Raw genomic sequence first — 18775 nt, 5'->3', positions numbered from 1 at the left:
CGGGCATCGCGATCAGCGACCCACGGGCCGACGGGCCGGGGCCACCGTGGTGGTCTCTGACCGCTGGTGAGGGCGCCGCAGCGACACGCAAGACCCGGGCCAAGGGTGATCGACTGTCCGGGCAAGATGGACGCATGGACCTTCGAATTTTCACCGAACCACAGCAAGGCGCCACCTACGAGACGCTGCTCCGCGTCGCGCGCACCGCCGAAGACCTCCGGTTCGGGGCGTTCTTCCGCTCCGATCACTATTTGCACATGGGATCCACCGACGGGCTGCCGGGCCCCACCGACGCGTGGATCACTCTTGCCGGGCTGGCCAGGGAGACCAGGACCATCCGGCTGGGAACCCTGATGACGGCCGGTACGTTCCGGCTCCCCGGTGTTCTGGCCATCCAGGTGGCACAGGTCGACCAGATGTCGGGCGGGCGCGTCGAACTGGGTCTCGGTTCGGGGTGGTACGCGGAGGAGCACGAGGCATACGGCATCCCGTTCCCGAAGGAGAAGTTCGGGAGGCTCGAAGAGCAGCTCGCGATCGTCACGGGGCTGTGGAGCACGCCGGTCGGCGACACGTTCGACTTCGCGGGCGAGTTCTACACTCTCAAGAATTCCCCGGCCCTTCCGAAGCCGGCCCAGCAGCCCGTTCCGCTTCTCATCGGAGGACACGGCACCAAGCGGACTCCGGCGCTCGCCGGTCGGTTCGCGACCGAGTTCAATATCCCGTTCGCGTCCGTGGACACCTCCGAGCAGCAGTTCAAGCGGGTGCGGGTCGCCGCGGAGGCCCATGGCCGGAAGCCTGACGACCTCGTCTACTCGACCGCGCTCGTCGCCTGCGTGGGCGGCACCGACGCCGAGGTGAAGCGGCGCGCGGACGCCATCGGCCGCGATGTCGAGGAGTTGAAGGCGAACGGCCTGGCGGGCTCCCCGGACGAGGTCGTCGAAAGGCTCTCGCAGTACAAGGCAGTGGGCGCGAGCCGTACTTATCTCCAGATGCTGGACCTGGCCGACCTGGACCACCTGGAGCTCATCGCGACGAAGGTCATGCCCCAGCTGACCTGAGCCGTGCGGCCGACTTGAATCCCTCAGCCGCTCCGGGTCCTCAACCGCTCCGGATCCTCAACCGACCGGTGGACGACGCCAATGAGCGGGTGAGCGGGGTCAGTCGGTGAGCGCGCCGAGCGGGTCGTCCAGTACCGGCTGCCACGCCACCTCGGCCGCGCCCACCAGGCTGTTGTGGTCGAGCGTGCAGGGCAGGATCGGCACGCCGCCACTGCGGCCCCACAGACTGCGATCGGCGACAACGGCACGCAGCCGCTCCGGGTCGGCGTCGAGCAGCTCCTGGTGGAGTCCGCCGAGGATGATCCGGTCGGGGTTGAGGATGTTGACCAGCCCCGCGAGTCCCAGCCCCAGCCGGTCGATCAGCTGCTCGGTGGCTCTCCGTACGGCAGGGTCGGCGCGCTCGGTACGGAGCAGATCACGCGCCTGCTGGAGCAGGGAGACCTCCGGGCCCGGGGCGCGGCCCGCGGCGGTGAGGAAAGCGAGCGGGTCGGCCTCGACATCGAGGCAGCCCTTGCTGCCGCAGTAGCAGGGCCGCCCCTCGGGGTTGACCGTGAGATGGCCGACTTCCAGAGCGAGGCCCGAACTGCCGGTGTGCAGGCGGCCGTCGAGGACGAGCGCGCCACCCACACCACGGTGACCCGTGGCGACGCAGAGCAGATGCTGGGCACCGCGGCCGGCGCCGTGGCGGTGTTCGGCGAGGGCGGCGAGATTGACGTCGTTCCCGGCGGACGCGGGGCCCTCGATGCCGGCCGCGCGCACCTGCTCGGCGAAGATCTCCCGGACCGGGGCGCCCACCGGCCAGGCGATGTGGAGCGGGTTGAGGGCGGTGCCGTCCGGCTCGGCGACCGCCGAGGGCACGGCGAGACCCGCGCCCACGCAGCGCCGGCCACTGGCGCGCAGCATTCCGGCCCCCGCCTCGACGACCTCGCCGAGCACCTGGGCCGGGTCGGCCGTGACCGTACCGCGAGCGGGCGTGGTGGCGACGATCCGGCCGCCGAGTCCGACCAGCGCGGCCCGGAAGCCGTCCGCGTGGACCTGGGCGGCGAGCGCGACGGGCCCCTGGGCGTCGACGGACAGCCGGTGCGAGGGGCGGCCCTGGGATCCGGCCGCCGCACCGGGCCGGGAGTCGACCCGGATCAGACCGAGGGCCTCCAGCTCGGCCGCGACAGCACCGGCCGTGGCGCGGGTGACACCCAGTTCCGCCGTGAGCACGGCGCGGGTGGGCGCACGGCCCGTGTGAACCAGTTCCAGTGCCGGGCCGAGCGCACCCCGGCCCCTCTCCAGCCTCGTCCGGGTGGTGCTCCCCTTGCCGTTCATGGGGGCGAGTCTCCCATGATCCGGAGGGGTCGCGGGCGTCGCCGGAAGGGCGCGGACGCCTTGTACTGCTCAAGGTGCGGGCGGGCGCGCGGGCGGGGCCCAGCGAGGTCGTCGCCGCGTCCACACTCGGGTACGGCGGCATGCTGCTGGGCCCGCCCGCGATCGGATTCCTCACGGACCGGTTCTCGCTGCCCCTCGCCCCGACCACGGTGACCCTGCCGGCGGCGGCCTCGCTGATCGCGTACGCGGCGCGGCACGCATCGGCCCGACCGGCGAATGAGTAGGCGTACTCAGGCACATCCGTTCGAGCCGTCCCACCCTGGAAGCACCACCACTTCAAGGGAGAACGTCATGAGCTCGGAACGGCTGACCGGACACGCCCTGGCTCGGCTGGCCTTCGGCAATCGCGCTTCTCAGGTCTACCTGGGCCTGGTCGCCGCGACAGCCGTGTTCGTCGCGGTCGACACGCTCTTCGTCCAGCACGAGGACGCCTCGTTCGCCGGGGTGTGGCTGTTCTTCCTCGCCGCTCCGAGCATCTTCGCGTTCTTCATGGGCGGCGGGCTGCTCGGCGACGCGGTAGCCGGATCGGCGCCTTTCCTCTACCTCGCGCTGGTGTTGTCGGTACTGATCCAGTCGACGGCGCTCGGAGCCTTCGTACGACTGCTGCGCGACCAGCCGCGGGCTTCCCACCCCCGGCAGGCCTGATTTCCCGCCCAGGCTCTCGGGCCCGCGCGTCCCGGCTCCGCGTCTCTCCGGCTCCCGCACCTCGGCTCCCCCGAGGAGCCTCATATCCCGGGGACGCACGGTCCGCCACCTGGCACAATGCCCGGCATGGAACCCATGGAACACATCAAGTACCTCGCCCGTGACGGTCGGTTGCTGGCCGACGCCGCCGCCAAGGCAGGTACGGACGCGGAGGTGCCCACCTGCCCCGGCTGGCGGGTCCGCGACCTGCTGCTGCACACCGGCGGGGTTCACCGCTGGGCAACGGCTTTCGTCGTGGAGGGCCACACGACGCCTCCCGCACCGGGCGCGGAGCCGGACCTCGACGGTGACGAGTTGATCGAGTGGTTCCGCGAAGGGCACGGACTTCTGGTCACCGCGCTGAGTTCGGCGCCCGACGATCTGGTGTGCTGGACCTTTATGCCCGCCCCCACTCCACTGGCATTCTGGGCCCGGCGGCAGGCGCACGAGACGGGAATCCACCGCGTCGACGCGGAGTCCGCGCTCGGCGCGTCTCCCGCTCCGTTGGGCGCCGAATTCGCGGTGGACGGAATCGACGAGCTGCTGACGGGCTTCCACGCCGGTGACCGCAGCAAGGTCCGGTCCGACGTGCCGCGTGTGCTGCGCGTACGGGCCACGGACACGGACGCCGAGTGGACGGTACGGATCTCCGGACAACCGCCACGCACCGAACGCACCGAAGGTACGGAACAGGCCCCGGCCGACTGCGAGTTGAGCGGCACCGCCGAGCAGCTCCAGCTGACACTGTGGAACCGTCTCCCCTTGGACTCCGTCACCCTCACCGGCGACGCCGCACTCGCCCGGCTCTGGCGCGAGACCTCCGCCATCGTCATGTCGTAGCCGGCGACGGCTCTCCGACACCGGTTGGCCCACCCGACCCGGTCAGCCGAGCCGGCCCGGCTGGCCCCGACTCGTAGGCCAGGAGCACCAGTTGGGCCCGGTCGCGGGCTCCCTGTCCGGCCGACGCGTTCCGGGCGTCGACGGGCGGGGTGCTCACGCGTACTCCCTGGGAAGTACGCCCGACGGTCACTGCCCGACGTCACTGCCCGCCAGGCGCTCCCCGTCACGCGACGTCGCTCGCCTCGGCGCCGCTCACCGCGGTGTGCCCACCTCCGGCGTGCCGTCCTCGGCCGCGGCGGACTCCCGCTCGTCAGCGGCGTCCGCGGCCACGGCCTGCTTGCGGTCCAGCACGTCCAGCGCGCGCCGCGCGATCGGGCGGGTCCGTACGAGACCGGCCAGCGAGGTCGACCCGCGCACTATGTCCGCGAACGCGTTCCAGGCGGGCCGCAGCCCCGTGACCGCCGCGTGCATCAGCGCCGGCCGACGCTCGAAGATCGCGAGCAGCCGCCGGCCGACCCCCATCTCCACGCCGAGGCCCGCCTTGATGGCAAACGCGTAATTCAGCGCCTGGCGCCGGGCGTCCACGGCATCGTGCGACTCCGAGATCCGTACGGCCCACTCCCCCGCGAGCCGCCCGGACCGCAGGGCGAAGGAGATCCCCTCCCTGGTCCAGGGCTCCAGCAGACCCGCCGCGTCGCCGCACACCAGCACCCGGCCGCGCGACAGCGGTGAGTCCTCGCTACGGCACCGGGTCAGATGCCCGGACGAGACCGACGGCTCGAACCCGGCGAGCCCCAGCCGGGCGATGAAGTCCTCCAGGTAACGCTTGGTCGCCCCGCCCTCGCCACGTGCCGAGATCACCCCGACGGTGAGCGTGTCGCCCTTGGGGAAGACCCAGCCGTAACTCCCGGGCAGCGGACCCCAGTCCAGCAGCACCCGCCCCGCCCAGTCCTCCGCGACCGTCGGCGGAACCGGGATCTCGGCCTCAAGACCCAGATCCACCTGATCCATCTTCACCCCGACATGGGCGCCTATCCGGCTGGCACTGCCATCCGCGCCGACCACGGCGCGCGCCAACAGCGTCTCGCCGTCCGAGAGGACGACCGCGACCGTACGGCGGTCGGGCACGGCGGGGCCGTGCTGTTCGACGCGTGAGACGGTCGTGCCGGTACGGAGCACCGCGCCCGCCTTCTGCGCGTGTTCCACCAGACTCGCGTCGAACTCCGGGCGGTTGATGAGCCCGAAGAGCATGCGCTTGGAGCGGCGGGTACGGGACAGCTTCCCGTTCAGCGAGAAGGTCACCGCGTGCACCCGCTCCTTGAGCGGAAGCTCGAAGCCCGGAGGCAGCGAGTCGCGCGAGGGGCCGATGATCCCGCCCCCGCAGGTCTTGTAGCGGGGCAACTCGGCCTTCTCCAGCAGCAGTACCTGACGGCCCGCGACGGCCGCCGCATAGGCCGCCGACGCACCCGCAGGTCCTGCGCCGACCACCACCACATCCCACACCGGCTCGTCGTTCACGCTTCCGGCGTCTGCGTTCTCGCTGCTCACGATGTGCTTCTGCTCCTGATCCAACCGGTGGCCCCTGCTGTCGATCCGCATCCTACGGCGCGGGACCGGTGATCCTGCTGTGGGAGGATCGACAGCGCCTTCGACGTACACCCACTCGAAACAACGTCGTACCCACGAGGAGCGTGCCCATGACCGCGAATCCGATCGCCGAGACCGTCGCTTCCCTGATGCCTCGCGCGCGTGCGGAGTTGACGGAACTGGTGGCCTTCCGTTCGGTGGCGGATCCCGAGGTGTTCCCGAGGAGCGAGTGCGAGGGCGCCGCCGCGTGGGTGGCCGACGCGTTGCGTACGGAGGGCTTCCAGGACGTCGCCGTCCTCGACACCCCGGACGGGACGCAGTCCGTCTACGGCCTGCTGGCAGGTCCCGAGGGCGCGCCGACGGTGCTGCTCTACGCCCATTACGACGTGCAGCCGCCGCTGGACGAGTCCGCCTGGCTGACGCCGCCCTTCGAACTGACCGAGCGTGACGGCCGCTGGTACGGGCGTGGGGCCGCCGACTGCAAGGGCGGCTTCCTGATGCATCTCCTCGCCCTGCGCGCCCTCAAGGCGAACGGCGGGGTGCCGGTGACCGTCAAGGTCATCGTCGAGGGCTCGGAGGAGCAGGGCACCGGCGGTCTGGAGCGCTACGCCGAAGCGCACCCGGAGTTGCTGGCCGCCGACACCGTCGTCATCGGCGACGGCGGGAACTTCCGGGTGGGGCTGCCGACGGTCACCGCCACACTGCGCGGGATGACGCTGCTGCGCGTAGGGATCGACACGCTCAAGGGGAATCTGCACTCGGGTCAGTTCGGCGGGGCCGCGCCCGACGCGCTCGCCGCACTCATCAAGGTGCTCGACTCGCTGCGCGCCGAGGACGGCTCCACCACGGTGGACGGCCTGGCCGCCGACGCCGAGTGGGACGGACTCGACTACCCGGAGGCCGACTTCCGCGCGGACGCCAAGGTGCTCGACGGCGTCGGCCTGATCGGTCGCGGATCGGTCTCCGACCGGATCTGGGCCCGCCCCTCCGTCACCGTGCTCGGCATCGACGCCCCGCCGGTCGTGGGCGCCGCCCCGTCCATCCCGGCGGGCGCCCGGGCACTGGTCTGCTTGCGGGTGCCGCCGGGCCAGGACGCCACGGAGGCGACCCGGCTGCTGACCGCGCACATCGAGAAGCACACCCCGTGGGGCGCGCGGGTCACGGTCGAACAGATGGGCCAGGGCCAGCCGTTCCGCGCGGACACCTCCAGCCCCGCGTACGCGGCGATGGCCGACGCGATGCGGATCTCGTACCCGGGCGAGGACATGCAGACCGCCGGCCACGGCGGCTCCATCCCGCTGTGCAACACCCTGGCCGCGCTGTATCCGGAGGCGGAGATCCTGCTGATCGGGCTGAACGAGCCGGAGGCGCAGATCCACGCGGCGAACGAGAGTGTCTCGCCGCAGGAGTTGGAGCGCCTCTCGGTCGCCGAAGCACATTTCCTGGCCAACTACGCGCGGTCCCGGCGGACCTGAGGCACGCCCGTCCCGGCCGGAACGCCTGCCGGAGGGCCGAGCCGCCCGGCAGGCGTTCCGGCCGGGCGGCTCAGCCGACCGGAACTCCGTCCTCCAGGTTGAGCACCGCCCCGCGCTCCCGCGCCCGCAGAGCCCAGCGCAGTCGCTCGTACCGTGCGGGCGGCAGCATTCCCGCCGCCTCGTGCTCGGCGACGAAGCGCCATCCGCGTAGCTCGGGCCCCGGCAGCAGCAGCCGCCCGGCCAACTGCGCGGGCAGCAGGCCACCGTCGAACAGGAGCCGCAGTCCGCCGTATCCCGGTGGCCGGGGCGGTTCCCAGTCGACGACCAACAGCCGGGGCACATCGGTGAGTTCTATCCCTATCTCCTCGGCGACCTCACGTATCCCGGCTCGCGCGGGCGCCTCGCCCGCCTCCACCACACCGCCCGGAAACTCCCAGCCGGGTTTGTACGTGGGGTCGACGAGCAGGACGCGGTCCTGTTCGTCGAAGAGCAGCACCCCCGCCGCGACGGTCTCGGCGGTCGGCTCTGGTGTCTGCACGATCTCGCAGACAACGGCCGCACCCGTCTGCACCGCCGTCGCGAGGGACACAGCGGTCTCCCTGGCCGTGAGACCGGTGCTGTCGATCACATGGGCGTCACGGTTGAGCCAGTCGAGGGCCGCGCGGTAGGGCTCGATGTGGTCGTAACACCACTGCCGGTTGCGCTCGTTCGCCTCCAGGTCGTCCTCAGCGGCCTCACGGGCCGCGATCCGTCCGCGCAGTATCGTTTCGTCAGTTGCCAGCAGCACATGCCTGACCGGGATACGGCGAGCGGCGAGCCCGCCGAAGATCTCGTCCCGGTACTCCTGGCGCAGCAGCGTCATGGGGACGACGAGCGTCCCACCCACCTCCGCCAGCAGCGCGGCCGCGGTATCGACCAGCAGCCGCCGCCAGATCGGCAGGTCCTGGTAGTCGCTGACCTCGGCGAGCCGCTTCCGCGGCAGCAACCGCTCCAGTTCCCCGCCGATCGACTCGGGTTCGTAGAGCGTGCAGTTCGGGATCAGGTCGATCAGTTCGCGTGCGGTACTGGTCTTGCCCGCTCCGAACGCACCGTTGATCCAGACGATCACGGTTCCCCCTCTTCCATAGCCCCCAGTGGACTGCCCGCAACACCCTGCCACGGAAACCCTTGTTCGGATCAGAGCGCCTCTGTGGACTTCTGTCTGTGGCCGAGCTGTGGCCGGTTCGAGGTCGACCCGATGCCAGCTGTGGCCGGTTCGAGGTCGACCCGATGCCGACGAAGGGTCGACCGCACGCGTCGATGTCCGCGGCGGGCCGGACCACACCCCTGAGGCACATCGTCGGTGCCCGGCCGCCGGCTCAGCCGCGGACCGCCGCCGCCCTCGCCGTCGTCCCGTCCGGACTGTGGAGGGCCGCGGCCGCCGCCGCGCCCACCAGGCCCGCGTCCGTACCGGTCAGCGCGGGCGCGACCTCGATCTGCCGTACGAAGGAGAGCGTGGCGTAGTCCTGGAGCGAGCGGCGCAGCGGCGCGAAGAGGACCTCGCCCGCGTTGGCCACTCCCCCGCCGATGACCGCGACGCCGATCTCGACCAGGGTGGCCGTCGCGGCGATACCGGCGGCCAGCGCCTGCGCGGCCCGGCCGAAGGAGGCGATCGCGATCGGATGTCCGGCTCGGGCCGCGGCGGCCACACCGGCGGCCGAGGTGTCACCGTCGGGGCCCGGCTCCCAGCCTCCCGCCAGCGCCCTGCGGGCGATGTTGGGGCCGCTGGCGATGCGTTCCACACAACCGCGCGATCCACACGGACAGAGATCACCGTCCAGGTCCACACTGATGTGGCCGATGTGCCCGGCGTTGCCCGTCGGTCCCGAGTGAAGCTTGCCGTTCAGGATGAGGCCGCCACCGACGCCCGTGGAGACCACCATGCACAACGCGTTGTCATGACCGCGGGCCGCGCCCTGCCAGTGTTCGGCGGCGGCCATCGCGACCGCGTCGCCGACCAGCGTCACCGGCAGTCCTCCGGTGGCCAGCCGTACCCGCTCCACCAGCGGAAAGCCCCGCCAGCCCGCGACATTCACCGGGCTGACCGTGCCTGCCAGGGCATCCACCGGACCCGCGCTGGCGACGCCGACCGCCGTGGCCGACGCCCAGAGCGGGGACGCGGACACCTCGGCGAGGACCTCCGCCACCGCGCGCATCACCGTCTCGCCGTCCTCCTGCGCGGGCGTCGGCCGCTGAGCGCGTACGAGGATCCTGCCGCCCCCGTCGACCAACGCTCCGGCGATCTTGGTGCCGCCGATGTCGAGTGCGACGACGGAGTCGGTATGCATCAGTGTCGGATCTCCAGGGGAGGCAGTTGGCATATCCCCATGTGTACAGGGGATGGAGGCGGCGTACGAGCGATGAGCGAACTGTGGCTCTGATGGTCCGACGAACAGTCTCCATTCACGTGACAACGTTGTCCAGGGCCTATGCTCGACGGCACCGCTCCGGACACCGCCTGGGCCGCCTTGTTGGACGGCAGACCTATGGCAACCCACCGACGACAGGACTGCGCACTGTGGCCGACACCACCCGCCGCCCCGAGCCCCGCTACGGCAACCGGCCCACGATGAAGGACGTGGCCGCGCGTGCCGGTGTGGGGCTCAAGACGGTCTCACGCGTGGTCAACGGAGAGCCGGGTGTCACGCCTGACACCGAGCGCCGGGTGCAGGAATCCATCGACGCGCTGGGATTCCGCCGCAACGACTCGGCGCGTGTGCTGCGCAAGGGCCGTACCGCCAGCATCGGCCTGGTCCTGGAAGATCTCGCGGACCCCTTCTACGGGCCGCTGAACCGTGCCGTGGAAGAGGTGGCCCGCGCCCACGGCGCGCTGCTCATCAACGGTTCGAGCGCCGAGGATCCGGACCGCGAGCAGGAGTTGGTGCTGGCGCTCTGCGCACGCCGGGTGGACGGTCTGATCGTGATCCCGGCCGGGCACGACCACCGCTATCTGGAACCGGAGATCAAGGCCGGGGTGGCGACCGTCTTCGTGGACCGGCCGGCCGGCCGGATCGAGGCGGACGCGGTGCTCTCCGACAGCTTCGGCGGGGCCCGTTCGGGAGTCGCCCATCTGATCGCGCACGGTCATCGCAGGATCGGCTTCATCGGCGACCAGCCCGGGATCCATACGGCGAGCGAGCGGCTGCGCGGCTACCGCACCGCGATGGCCGAAGCGGATCTGGCGATCCAGGACGAATGGGTTTCGCTCGGTACGACGGCGGCGGAGCGCGTACGCGAGGCCGTCCTCGCCATGCTCGGCGGCCCCGACCCGGTCACGGCGATCTTCGCGGGCAACAACCGTGTGACGGTGACGGCCGTACGGGTCCTGGCCGCGCACCACCGCCCGGTGGCCTTCATCGGCTTCGACGACATCGAACTCGCCGATCTGCTGGACCCCGGAGTCACGGTCATCGCGCAGGACGCGGCCACCCTGGGACGTACGGCGGCGGAGCGGCTCTTCCAGCGGCTCGACGGCGCGGCCGACGCCCCGTCCCAGGTGGTGCTTCCCACCCGGCTGATCGCCCGGGGCTCGGGCGAGATCCCGCCGTCAGCACTCCGGTAGCCCCGGCAGAGGGCGGTCGTTGTCACCGCCCTGGATGTAGACATCGCTGATGAACACTCCGGTGTTGCCACTGTCGTCGTCCGTCTTGGCCCACCAGGTGTTGGTCCACCGGCCGGAAGTCTCCCGGCGGCCCAGGTTCTGCTGGCAGTAGAAGTAGTTGGTGCCCGCGTTCAGGACTCCGGCCTCGGCGCCGGACGCGGTGTAGGACGTCGCGGCGCGGTAGACCTCGCAGTTGTACTTGCCGCCACCGACGGAGTGGCAGACCGGCTCGGGCTCCGGATCGGAACCGCCGCCCGGAGCGCCCGTGCCACCAGACACGCCGGACCCGCCGGTTCCGCCCGTAGCGCCGGTGGACCCACCGCCCGACGATCCCCCGGACGCCCCGCCACCACCCGATCCACCGCTGTCCGAGCTGACGCCGTCGGAGCCTCCCGCACCGGCATCGCCCTTCCCCGCCGCGGGCGGCTTGGCGTCGGGCGTCGCGGACTCCTTGTCGCCCTGCCCGGCCGCACCGGCGTTCGGGCCGCGCGTCTTCCCGGACGGGCCACTGCCCGGGTCGAGACTCCGTCCGGATTCCGGCGAGGCGCTCCCCGACCCGGCGGAGCCCTCCACTCGCTGTTCCACGACGGACTTGTCCCGGCCGATCAGGGCGTACGTGAGCCCTCCGCCGACGAGCAGAACCGCGACGACCCCGGCGGCGATCAGCACCTTCGAACGGCTCGTGCCCCGGCGCGGTACGCCCGCACCCGGGTCCGGGGCCCGGTTCGAGTCCCGTACGACAGGCGGAACCGCCTCCGAGGCCGCCGACGAGGCGGCGGACGCCGGCCCGAAGCCCTCCGGCCGGTGCGGCTGCGCGTCGAGCGTCGTCGGCACCCTCGGTGGAGGTTCCGGCACGGCGGCGGGTTTCAGACCCACCGTGGCCACGTCGCCACCGGCACCGGAGCCGGCACCGGCCGTACGTTCCGCACTGCCCGCGTCAACCGCACCACCGTCGGCCACGGCCGTCAGCAGCCGGGCCGCCGCGACCGCGTCGGGGCGCCGCGCCGGGTCCTTGTGCAGCAGCAGTCGGAGCACCGGAACGAGCGGCCCCGCCAGGCGCGGCTCGGGCAGCGGGTCCGTGACGATCGCGCTGATCGTCGACCATGTCGACGTGCGGCGGAAGGGCGAGGCGCCCTCGACGGCCGCGTAGAGCGTCGCGCCGAGCGCCCACACGTCGGACGCCGGTCCCGGCTCCTGGCCCTGGGCGCGCTCGGGGGCCAAGTAGTCGAGCGAGCCGACCAGTTGACCGCTGCGGGTCAGATGCGTGCTGGAGCCGTCGCCCGGATCGTCCATGGCGGCGATCCCGAAGTCGGTGAGCACGACTCGGCCGTCGCGGTCGAGCAGCACATTGCCGGGCTTGACGTCGCGGTGCAGTACGCCCGCGCGGTGGGCGGCGCCCAGCGCCTCCAGCACCGTGGCACCGATGGCGGCGGCCTCGCGCGGGTCGAGCGTGCCGCGCTCGCGCAGCACGTCGTCGAGCGAGGGGCCGTCGATGAGTTCCATGACGATGACGGGACGGCCGTCCTCGTCCGCGACGTCGTGCACGGCCACGACCCCGGGGTGTCTGACGCGCGCGGCGGCCCGTGCCTCACGCTGCATCCGCAGCCGCAGGCCGGCCAGTTCGGCCGCGTCGGCGTCGGTGTACGTCCGCAGTTCCTTGACGGCGACCTCACGGCCGAGGACCTCGTCGACCGCGCGCCAGACGACGCCCATGCCGCCCCGGCCCAGCGGGGCCACCACCCGGTACCGCCCGGCCAGCAGCCTCCCCGGCCCCTCGCTCCGCCCGTCCCGCTCGTGCTCCCCCGTCGGCATCGCTGCCCCGTTTCCGTGCTCGACGACTCCGCGACTCCGGTCGGGCACAGCCTAATTCGTGCTCGGAGCGGCGCGGAGCCCGGCACTTACGGGGTGGTCACCGTCAACTAGGTTCTGTCCGGTCGGTCTTGTCGGTCGGCCCGGGGCGTCTGGTGCGGTACGTCGCAAGGCGCCGGTGTGCCCGCAGGGTGGTTTCCTGTGGGCATTCCGGCAACGCGGCGAGGTGCCGTGCCGGGCGTTCCGGGCCCGGCAAAGATCGGCCGGACAGGGCCTAGGCGCGGCGCGGCATCGCGAAGCCTTCCAGGTCGGCGCGGGTCAGACCGGTCAGCCGGGCGACCTCGTCGCTGTCGAGCGCGCCGCAGTCGAGTCCGCGCAGCAGATAGCCGCTGAGCGCCTTGGCGGTGGCGGGCTCGTCCATGACGTCTCCGCCCGCCTTGGCCACATAGGCGGCCAGCCTGGCCGCGGCCGGCTCCAGGCCTTCCCGGTAGAAGGCGTAGACGGCCGCGTAGCGGGTCGGCAGATGGCCCGGATGCATGTCCCAGCCCTGGTAGTAGGCGCGGGCGAGGGCGCGCCGGGTGAGGCCGTAGTGCAGTCGCCAGGCCTCGTGGACCTGGGCGGTCGGGCCGACCGGGAGGACGTTGGTGGAGCCGTCACAGACCCGTACGCCCGTGCCGGCCGCGGCGACCTGCATGACGGCCTTCGCGTGGTCGGCCGCCGGATGGTCGCTGGCCTGGTACGCGGCGCTGACGCCGACGCAGGCGCTGTAGTCGAACGTTCCGTAGTGCAGCCCGGTGGCCCGGCCTCCGGCCGCGTCGATCATCCGGGCCACGGTGGCGGTGCCGTCGGCGGCGAGGATGGACTGGCTGGTCTCGATCTGGATCTCGAAGCCGATCCGTCCCGGCTCCAGACCGCGTGCCTTCTCGAACTCCGCGGCCAGCCGCGCCATCGCGGTGACCTGCTCGGCGTAGGTGACCTTGGGGAGGGTCAGGACGAGTCCGTCGGGGAGCCCGCCGGCCTCCATCAGCCCGCTGAGGAAGATGTCGAGGGTCCGGATGCCCCGGTCCCGTACGGCTGCTTCCAGGCACTTCATCCGGATGCCCATGTACGGGGCCGCCGTGCCGTTCTCGTACGCCGCGTGGACCAGGCGGGCGGCGCGGGCGGCGGCCTCGTCCTCCTCGGCGTCCGGGCGTGGGCCGTAGCCGTCCTCGAAGTCGATCCGCAGGTCCTCGACGGGCTCGCTGGTCAGTTTGGCCCGGACGCGCTCGTGCACGGGCCCTGCCAGCTCGTCGGGGAGGCCGAGGACGCGGGCCAGGGAGGCGGCGTCCGGGGCGTGTTCGTCGAGGGCGGCGAGGGCCTGGTCGCCCCAGGAGCGGATGGTGCCGGCGTCGAAGGCGTCGGCGGGCACGTAGACGGTGTGGACCGGCTGGCGGGTTCCGGGGTCGCCCGGGTAGCGGCGGGCGAGTTCCGCGTCGACCGCCGCGAGGGAGGCGCCGACGGCCTCGTTGACCGCGCCGGTGAAACTCGTGGCCACCTTCTCCTGCTGCCCCATTCCCACGCCCACACCCTTCTCGCGCTCTTGTTTTCCGCTCTGCGGAATCAATAATCCGCTGAGGGAAGTTAATCGGCAGATTCACACCGCGTCAATGGTGGACCGGAAGGACGCCGACGGGTCCGACGGACGCGACCGACCGGAGAGCCGGAGAGCGTGAAACGGCCCGGGGCCGCGCGGTGAAGATCACCACGCGGCCCCGGGACCCGTACGACAGCGGCAGCGGAGACGGCCGCCGTCGGCTCAGCCCTTGCGGCTGTTGACCTCTTCGGTCAGCTGCGGGACGACCTCGAAGAGGTCACCGACCACGCCGTAGTCGGCCAGTTCGAAGATCGGCGCCTCGGCGTCCTTGTTGACGGCCACGATCGTCTTCGACGTCTGCATACCGGCACGGTGCTGGATCGCACCGGAGATACCGGAGGCGATGTACAGCTGCGGGGAGACCGACTTGCCGGTCTGACCGACCTGGTTGGAGTGCGGGTACCACCCCGCGTCCACGGCGGCACGCGAGGCGCCGACGGCCGCGCCGAGCGAGTCGGCCAGCGCCTCGATGACGGCGAAGTTCTCGGCGCCGTTGACACCACGGCCGCCGGAGACCACGATCGCGGCCTCGGTCAGCTCCGGACGCCCGGTCGACTCGCGCGGGGTGCGCGAAACGACCTTCGTGCCGGTGGACAGCTCGGAGAACGAGACGGACAGCGCCTCGACCGCACCGGCGGCCGGGGCGGCCTCGACCGGGGCCGAGTTCGGCTTCACGGTGATGACCGGAGTGCCCTTGGAGACACGGGACTTGGTCGTGAACGCGGCGGCGAACACCGACTGCGTCGCGACCGGGCCCTCGTCACCGGCCTCCAGGTCGATGGCGTCGGTGATGATGCCGGAGCCGATACGGACCGCGAGACGGGCCGCGATCTCCTTGCCCTCGGCGGAGGACGGGACGAGGACGGCGGCCGGCGAGACGGATTCGTACGCGGCCTGGAGCGCGTCCACCTTCGGTACGACGAGATAGTCGGCGAACTCGGCGGCGTCGGCGGTGAGGACCTTCACCGCGCCGTGCTCGGCGAGCGCGGGCGCGGTGGACTCGGCGCCCGGACCCAGCGCGACCGCGACGGGCTCACCGATACGGCGGGCCAGCGTCAGCAGCTCCAGGGTGGGCTTGCGGACGGAACCGTCCACGTGGTCGACATAGACGAGGACTTCAGCCATGGGAATGCTCTCCTGCGAGTGCGAGGGATCTGAGGATCTGGGGCGGTTGCGGCGACTGCGACGAAGCCGGGGCTCGGATCAAATTCCGGCCGTCCAGGCCTTCGTTCAGGGCCTGTTCGGCGAACAGGACCCGGGCCGCGTCAGATGAACTTCTGCTCCGCGAGGAAGCCGGCCAGCTGCTTGCCGCCCTCGCCCTCGTCCTTGACGATCGTGCCGGCCGTACGGGCCGGGCGCTCCGTCGCCGAGTCGACCGCGGTCCACGCGCCCTCGAGGCCGACCTCGTCGGCGTCGATCTCCAGGTCCTCCAGGTCCAGCGACTCGACCGGCTTCTTCTTGGCGGCCATGATCCCCTTGAAAGAGGGGTAACGGGCCTCGCCCGACTGGTCCGTCACCGAGACGACGGCCGGCAGGGACGCCTCCAGCTGCTCGGACGCGGTGTCGCCGTCGCGACGGCCCTTCACCGTGCCGTCCTCGACCGAGACCTCGGAGAGCAGCGTGACCTGCGGGACCCCGAGCCGCTCGGCGAGGATCGCCGGCAGCACACCCATCGTGCCGTCGGTGGAGGCCATACCGGCGATGACCAGGTCGTAGCCGGTCTTCTCGATCGCCTTGGCCAGCACCAGCGAGGTGCCCATGACATCGGTGCCGTGCAGATCGTCGTCCTCGACATGAACGGCCTTGTCGGCGCCCATGGACAGCGCCTTGCGGAGCGCGTCCTTGGCGTCCTCGGGGCCGACGGTCAGCACGGTGATCTCCGCGTCGTCCGCCTCGTCGGCGATCTGCAGCGCCTGCTCCACCGCGTATTCGTCGAGCTCCGACAACAGGCCGTCGACATCGTCGCGGTCGACGGTCAGGTCATCGGCGAAATGCCGGTCGCCGGTGGCGTCGGGCACGTACTTCACACAGACAACGATCCTCAAGCTCACGCCGGCTCTCCTACTGCATCGTCTTTTCCGGGCTGCCTTGTTGCATACACGCGTTGTACGCAGCATAGGCGCCTTTATCGGGTGGTTTCCGATCGGGGAGACCGGAGCACCTGAGTAAATATTACTCGCCAGTACACCCAGACGGTTCCCGCTGAGCAAGCGCTTTGAACTGTGACCTTGCCAACCTGCGGGAGGGCGCGCCCGGGGAACTCTCAGTCGCGCAGCGCGTTGAAGCGCCCCTGGTGGTAGAGGAGCGGACGGCCGGCTCCGGCCGGGTCGCCGGCGACGACCTGGGCGATCACCAACCGGTGGTCCCCGGCCGGTACGCGGGCGACAACGCGGCAGACCAGCCAGGCCAGTACGCCGTCGAGCACCGGCACTCCCCTGGGCCCGGTGCGCCAAGAGGTGGGCGGCGCGAAGCGCTCGGCTCCGCTGCGCGCGAAAGTGGCGGCCAACTCCTCCTGGTGGTCGCCCAAGATGTGCACGCCGACATGCTCGGCCTCGGCGAGAACCGGCCAACTGGAGGACGAGACGCCCACACCGAAGGAGACCAACGGGGGCTCGGCGGCGACCGAGTTGAGCGAGGTAGCGGTGAAGCCGACCGGGCGCTCCCCCTGGGCCGTGACGACCGCGACGCCCGCCGCGTGCCGCCGGAACACGGAACGGAGGAGATCGGAATCGGAAGGACGGGACTCGGAAGGGACGGACGACTGAGAAGCGCCGGACCGGGAGGGATGGGCCCCGCGCTGCGAGGGGCCGGCACCGCGCCGGGAGGTGTTGAGGTCGAGCCGGGAGGTGTCGAGATCGGGAGTGGCCGTCATCGAGTGATCCTTCTACGAGAGGTACGTACGGGTCCGTGGCTGCTCAGACACCCGGACAGCGCGCACTCGCGTTGCGGGCCAGGTCCACATGGGCCCGCCCGTAGAGAAGGAGTTCTTGGGGCACCTGGCCAGCGTGACGACGCAGGGCGGGTGCGGTCAAGTACGGACCTCGCACGCACGTTCCGCCGGGCCCCCGCGAGAACCCCGGACGCCGTGATCCTGGGGCGCCGAACTCCTGGGTTTCGGCGCCGAACTCCTGGGTTTCCGGGGCCTGTCGCGCGGGTCTCACACCGCCTCACCCAGGGCCGCGATCACGTCCGCCTTGCGGGGCTGCCCGGCGGCCCTGCGCACTACGTGGCCCGCCGCGTCCAGGACGAGCACCGTCGGAGTCTTGACGATGCCCAGGTCCCGTACGAGTTCCAGCCGGTCCTCGGCGTCCAGTTCCACATGGGAGACACCGTCGACCATGTCCGCCACCTCGGCGAGCGTGCGCCGGGTGGCCCGGCAGGGCTGGCAGAACGCGCTGGAGAACTGGACGAGCGTCGCCCGCTCCCCCAGTTCGGCTCCCAGTTCGGCCGCCCCGAGCCGCCTCTCACCGTCCCCTTCACGCACTCTCTGCCTCCCGTCGCCGCCCCACGTCATCGGCGGTGTGCAGCGTTCAAGGAACCGGAGATTATTCCGCGGCCCGGGGGTCGGCCTCGGCGACGGATCCGGGCCGCACCTCTCTGACGTGAGCAAACACGGTCCGATACGCGCCCCGACGTGACAAGAATCTCGCCCTACGAACAGACCAGGACTGGCCAGAGAGCCTCGTATACGGCACGATCGGCCCAATGCCGAAAACCTACGGCTGCGTAACTTCCGCCGGGAGAACCCTCCCCGGAACAAGAAGGGTCCTCACCTGATGGCAGAGCTCGTCTATCGGCCGGTCATCGGCGCCGCACGCACCATGTTCAAGGCGCTGGACCTGAAGATCGACACGCAGGGTTCCGAGCACATCCCGCGCACCGGCGGTGCTGTACTCGTCAGCAACCACATCAGCTATCTGGACTTCATCTTCACCGGGCTCGCGGCCCTCCCTCAGAAGCGCCTGGTGCGCTTCATGGCGAAGGAGTCGGTCTTCCGCCACAAGGTCTCCGGGCCGCTCATGCGGGGCATGAAGCACATCCCGGTGGACCGCAAGCAGGGTGAGACGGCCTACGCGCACGCGCTGGACTCGCTGCGTTCCGGCGAGATCGTCGGGGTCTTCCCCGAGGCGACCATCTCGCAGTCCTTCACGCTCAAGAGTTTCAAGTCGGGCGCGGCGCGCATGGCACAGGAGGCCGGCGTGCCTCTGATCCCGGTGGCGCTGTGGGGCACCCAGCGGGTGTGGACCAAGGGCCGGCCGCGCAACTTCAAGCGCAGCCACATCCCGGTCACGATCCGGGTCGGCGAGCAGATCGAGGCTCCCGCCGACCAGTACGCGGGCGCGATCACCCGGCGCGTTCGCGACCAGGTGCAGGAGCTGCTGGAAGCGGCGCAGCGCGCCTATCCCGTACGCCCCAAGGACGCGGACGACACCTGGTGGGTGCCCGCGCACCTCGGCGGTACGGCTCCGACCGCGGCCGAGGCCCGCGAGGCCGAGATCCGCGCGGCCGGCTCCAGCTGAGCCGAGTCCGGCTGAAACGTCTCTCCGCCCGGCCCGGGTTTCTCGGGTCGGGCGGTTTTTTGGGTCGCATCGACAGCCTTTAGAGCATCTCGTACGCCTCGTACCCCGGACGTATCGCAAACAGAGGTCCCGACGTAGGTCGACGCGACGGT

General features: G+C 71.4%; 16 protein-coding genes and 1 pseudogene. 7 read left to right on the top strand and 10 right to left on the bottom strand.

The genetic code is table 11. The features are described 5' to 3' along the window. The first annotated feature begins 134 nt into the window (after positions 1 to 134). A complete protein-coding gene (locus tag ACIQD6_RS26815) occupies positions 135 to 1058 on the top strand; it encodes an LLM class F420-dependent oxidoreductase (protein ID WP_401886754.1) in 924 nt (307 codons plus the stop codon). Between the two features lie 99 nt (positions 1059 to 1157). Here the strand turns inward: ACIQD6_RS26815 and ACIQD6_RS26810 are convergent, their stop codons facing one another. Then, positions 1158 to 2375 (bottom strand): ROK family protein, encoded by a 1218-nt coding sequence (locus ACIQD6_RS26810; protein WP_401886752.1) that lies wholly within the window; start codon positions 2373 to 2375, stop codon positions 1158 to 1160. Between the two features lie 77 nt (positions 2376 to 2452). On the opposite strand from ACIQD6_RS26810, the pseudogene ACIQD6_RS26805 reads away from it, so the two are divergent. From ACIQD6_RS26805 to ACIQD6_RS26795, 3 genes and pseudogenes are all read left to right on the top strand, one after another. Continuing rightward, positions 2453 to 2659: pseudogene (locus ACIQD6_RS26805) on the top strand (MFS transporter); the annotation flags it as partial. A 67-nt stretch (positions 2660 to 2726) separates the two neighbouring features. Continuing rightward, positions 2727 to 3080 carry an SCO4225 family membrane protein gene (locus ACIQD6_RS26800; RefSeq protein WP_401886749.1) on the top strand — a complete coding sequence of 118 codons (354 nt, stop codon included), beginning with the start codon at positions 2727 to 2729 and terminating at the stop codon, positions 3078 to 3080. Between the two features lie 126 nt (positions 3081 to 3206). Next, positions 3207 to 3959: a maleylpyruvate isomerase family mycothiol-dependent enzyme gene (locus ACIQD6_RS26795; protein ID WP_401886746.1), complete on the top strand. Its 753-nt coding sequence runs from the start codon at positions 3207 to 3209 to the stop codon at positions 3957 to 3959. A gap of 252 nt (positions 3960 to 4211) precedes the next feature. Here the strand turns inward: ACIQD6_RS26795 and ACIQD6_RS26790 are convergent, their stop codons facing one another. Next, positions 4212 to 5507: a geranylgeranyl reductase family protein gene (locus ACIQD6_RS26790; protein WP_401886744.1), complete on the bottom strand. Its 1296-nt coding sequence runs from the start codon at positions 5505 to 5507 to the stop codon at positions 4212 to 4214. A 149-nt stretch (positions 5508 to 5656) separates the two neighbouring features. Between ACIQD6_RS26790 and ACIQD6_RS26785 the strand changes: the two genes are divergently transcribed. Then, complete coding sequence (locus ACIQD6_RS26785) at positions 5657 to 7021, top strand: dipeptidase (protein WP_401886742.1); 1365 nt, start codon at positions 5657 to 5659, stop codon at positions 7019 to 7021. A 70-nt stretch (positions 7022 to 7091) separates the two neighbouring features. Here ACIQD6_RS26785 and ACIQD6_RS26780 read toward each other — a convergent pair whose 3' ends face one another. Both ACIQD6_RS26780 and ACIQD6_RS26775 read right to left on the bottom strand, forming a co-directional pair. Beyond that, positions 7092 to 8129 (bottom strand): NUDIX domain-containing protein, encoded by a 1038-nt coding sequence (locus ACIQD6_RS26780; RefSeq protein ID WP_401886739.1) that lies wholly within the window; start codon positions 8127 to 8129, stop codon positions 7092 to 7094. A gap of 250 nt (positions 8130 to 8379) precedes the next feature. Next, positions 8380 to 9348, bottom strand: a complete 969-nt coding sequence (locus tag ACIQD6_RS26775) for an ROK family protein (RefSeq protein ID WP_401886737.1) — start codon at positions 9346 to 9348, stop codon at positions 8380 to 8382. 230 nt (positions 9349 to 9578) lie between these two features. Here ACIQD6_RS26775 and ACIQD6_RS26770 point away from each other — a divergent pair, with 230 nt between their 5' ends. After that, positions 9579 to 10622, top strand: a complete 1044-nt coding sequence (locus ACIQD6_RS26770) for a LacI family DNA-binding transcriptional regulator (RefSeq protein ID WP_401886734.1) — start codon at positions 9579 to 9581, stop codon at positions 10620 to 10622. Here ACIQD6_RS26770 and ACIQD6_RS26765 read toward each other — a convergent pair. The 6 genes from ACIQD6_RS26765 to ACIQD6_RS26740 all read right to left on the bottom strand — a co-directional run bounded on the left by ACIQD6_RS26765 (position 10608) and on the right by ACIQD6_RS26740 (position 17617). After that, on the bottom strand, positions 10608 to 12473 hold the full coding sequence (locus ACIQD6_RS26765; protein ID WP_401886836.1) for a serine/threonine-protein kinase: 1866 nt from the start codon (positions 12471 to 12473) through the stop codon (positions 10608 to 10610). The two genes, ACIQD6_RS26770 and ACIQD6_RS26765, sit on opposite strands and share 15 nt — an antisense overlap. 271 nt (positions 12474 to 12744) lie before the next feature. Next, positions 12745 to 14022, bottom strand: a complete 1278-nt coding sequence (locus tag ACIQD6_RS26760) for a DUF6986 family protein (protein WP_401886731.1) — start codon at positions 14020 to 14022, stop codon at positions 12745 to 12747. Between the two features lie 243 nt (positions 14023 to 14265). Then, a complete protein-coding gene (locus ACIQD6_RS26755) occupies positions 14266 to 15228 on the bottom strand; it encodes an electron transfer flavoprotein subunit alpha/FixB family protein (RefSeq protein WP_401886729.1) in 963 nt (320 codons plus the stop codon). 140 nt (positions 15229 to 15368) lie between these two features. Beyond that, a complete protein-coding gene (locus tag ACIQD6_RS26750; RefSeq protein ID WP_401886726.1) occupies positions 15369 to 16154 on the bottom strand; it encodes an electron transfer flavoprotein subunit beta/FixA family protein in 786 nt (261 codons plus the stop codon). 212 nt (positions 16155 to 16366) lie between these two features. Continuing rightward, on the bottom strand, positions 16367 to 16975 hold the full coding sequence (locus tag ACIQD6_RS26745) for a flavin reductase family protein (protein ID WP_401886723.1): 609 nt from the start codon (positions 16973 to 16975) through the stop codon (positions 16367 to 16369). 285 nt (positions 16976 to 17260) lie between these two features. Continuing rightward, on the bottom strand, positions 17261 to 17617 hold the full coding sequence (locus tag ACIQD6_RS26740; protein WP_401886720.1) for a TlpA family protein disulfide reductase: 357 nt from the start codon (positions 17615 to 17617) through the stop codon (positions 17261 to 17263). 262 nt (positions 17618 to 17879) lie between these two features. Here ACIQD6_RS26740 and ACIQD6_RS26735 point away from each other — a divergent pair, with 262 nt between their 5' ends. Next, entirely contained in the window at positions 17880 to 18623 is a 744-nt protein-coding gene (locus tag ACIQD6_RS26735) for a lysophospholipid acyltransferase family protein (RefSeq protein WP_401886718.1), read from the top strand. Positions 18624 to 18775 lie beyond the last annotated feature (152 nt).

Source organism: Streptomyces sp. NPDC088400 (assembly GCF_044753355.1).
In the GTDB taxonomy this organism is placed as follows: domain Bacteria; phylum Actinomycetota; class Actinomycetes; order Streptomycetales; family Streptomycetaceae; genus Streptomyces.
This window is presented reverse-complemented; position numbering and strand designations above follow the sequence as displayed.

Coding starts and splice junctions, on each gene's coding strand:
- ACIQD6_RS26815 (WP_401886754.1), top strand. CDS start 135: ATGGACCTTCGAATTTTCACCGAACCACAGCAAGGCGCCACCTACGAG.
- ACIQD6_RS26810 (WP_401886752.1), bottom strand. CDS start 2,375: ATGAACGGCAAGGGGAGCACCACCCGGACGAGGCTGGAGAGGGGCCGG.
- ACIQD6_RS26800 (WP_401886749.1), top strand. CDS start 2,727: ATGAGCTCGGAACGGCTGACCGGACACGCCCTGGCTCGGCTGGCCTTC.
- ACIQD6_RS26795 (WP_401886746.1), top strand. CDS start 3,207: ATGGAACCCATGGAACACATCAAGTACCTCGCCCGTGACGGTCGGTTG.
- ACIQD6_RS26785 (WP_401886742.1), top strand. CDS start 5,657: ATGACCGCGAATCCGATCGCCGAGACCGTCGCTTCCCTGATGCCTCGC.
- ACIQD6_RS26775 (WP_401886737.1), bottom strand. CDS start 9,348: ATGCATACCGACTCCGTCGTCGCACTCGACATCGGCGGCACCAAGATC.
- ACIQD6_RS26765 (WP_401886836.1), bottom strand. CDS start 12,473: ATGCCGACGGGGGAGCACGAGCGGGACGGGCGGAGCGAGGGGCCGGGG.
- ACIQD6_RS26760 (WP_401886731.1), bottom strand. CDS start 14,022: ATGGGGCAGCAGGAGAAGGTGGCCACGAGTTTCACCGGCGCGGTCAAC.
- ACIQD6_RS26755 (WP_401886729.1), bottom strand. CDS start 15,228: ATGGCTGAAGTCCTCGTCTATGTCGACCACGTGGACGGTTCCGTCCGC.
- ACIQD6_RS26745 (WP_401886723.1), bottom strand. CDS start 16,975: ATGACGGCCACTCCCGATCTCGACACCTCCCGGCTCGACCTCAACACC.
- ACIQD6_RS26740 (WP_401886720.1), bottom strand. CDS start 17,617: ATGACGTGGGGCGGCGACGGGAGGCAGAGAGTGCGTGAAGGGGACGGT.
- ACIQD6_RS26735 (WP_401886718.1), top strand. CDS start 17,880: ATGGCAGAGCTCGTCTATCGGCCGGTCATCGGCGCCGCACGCACCATG.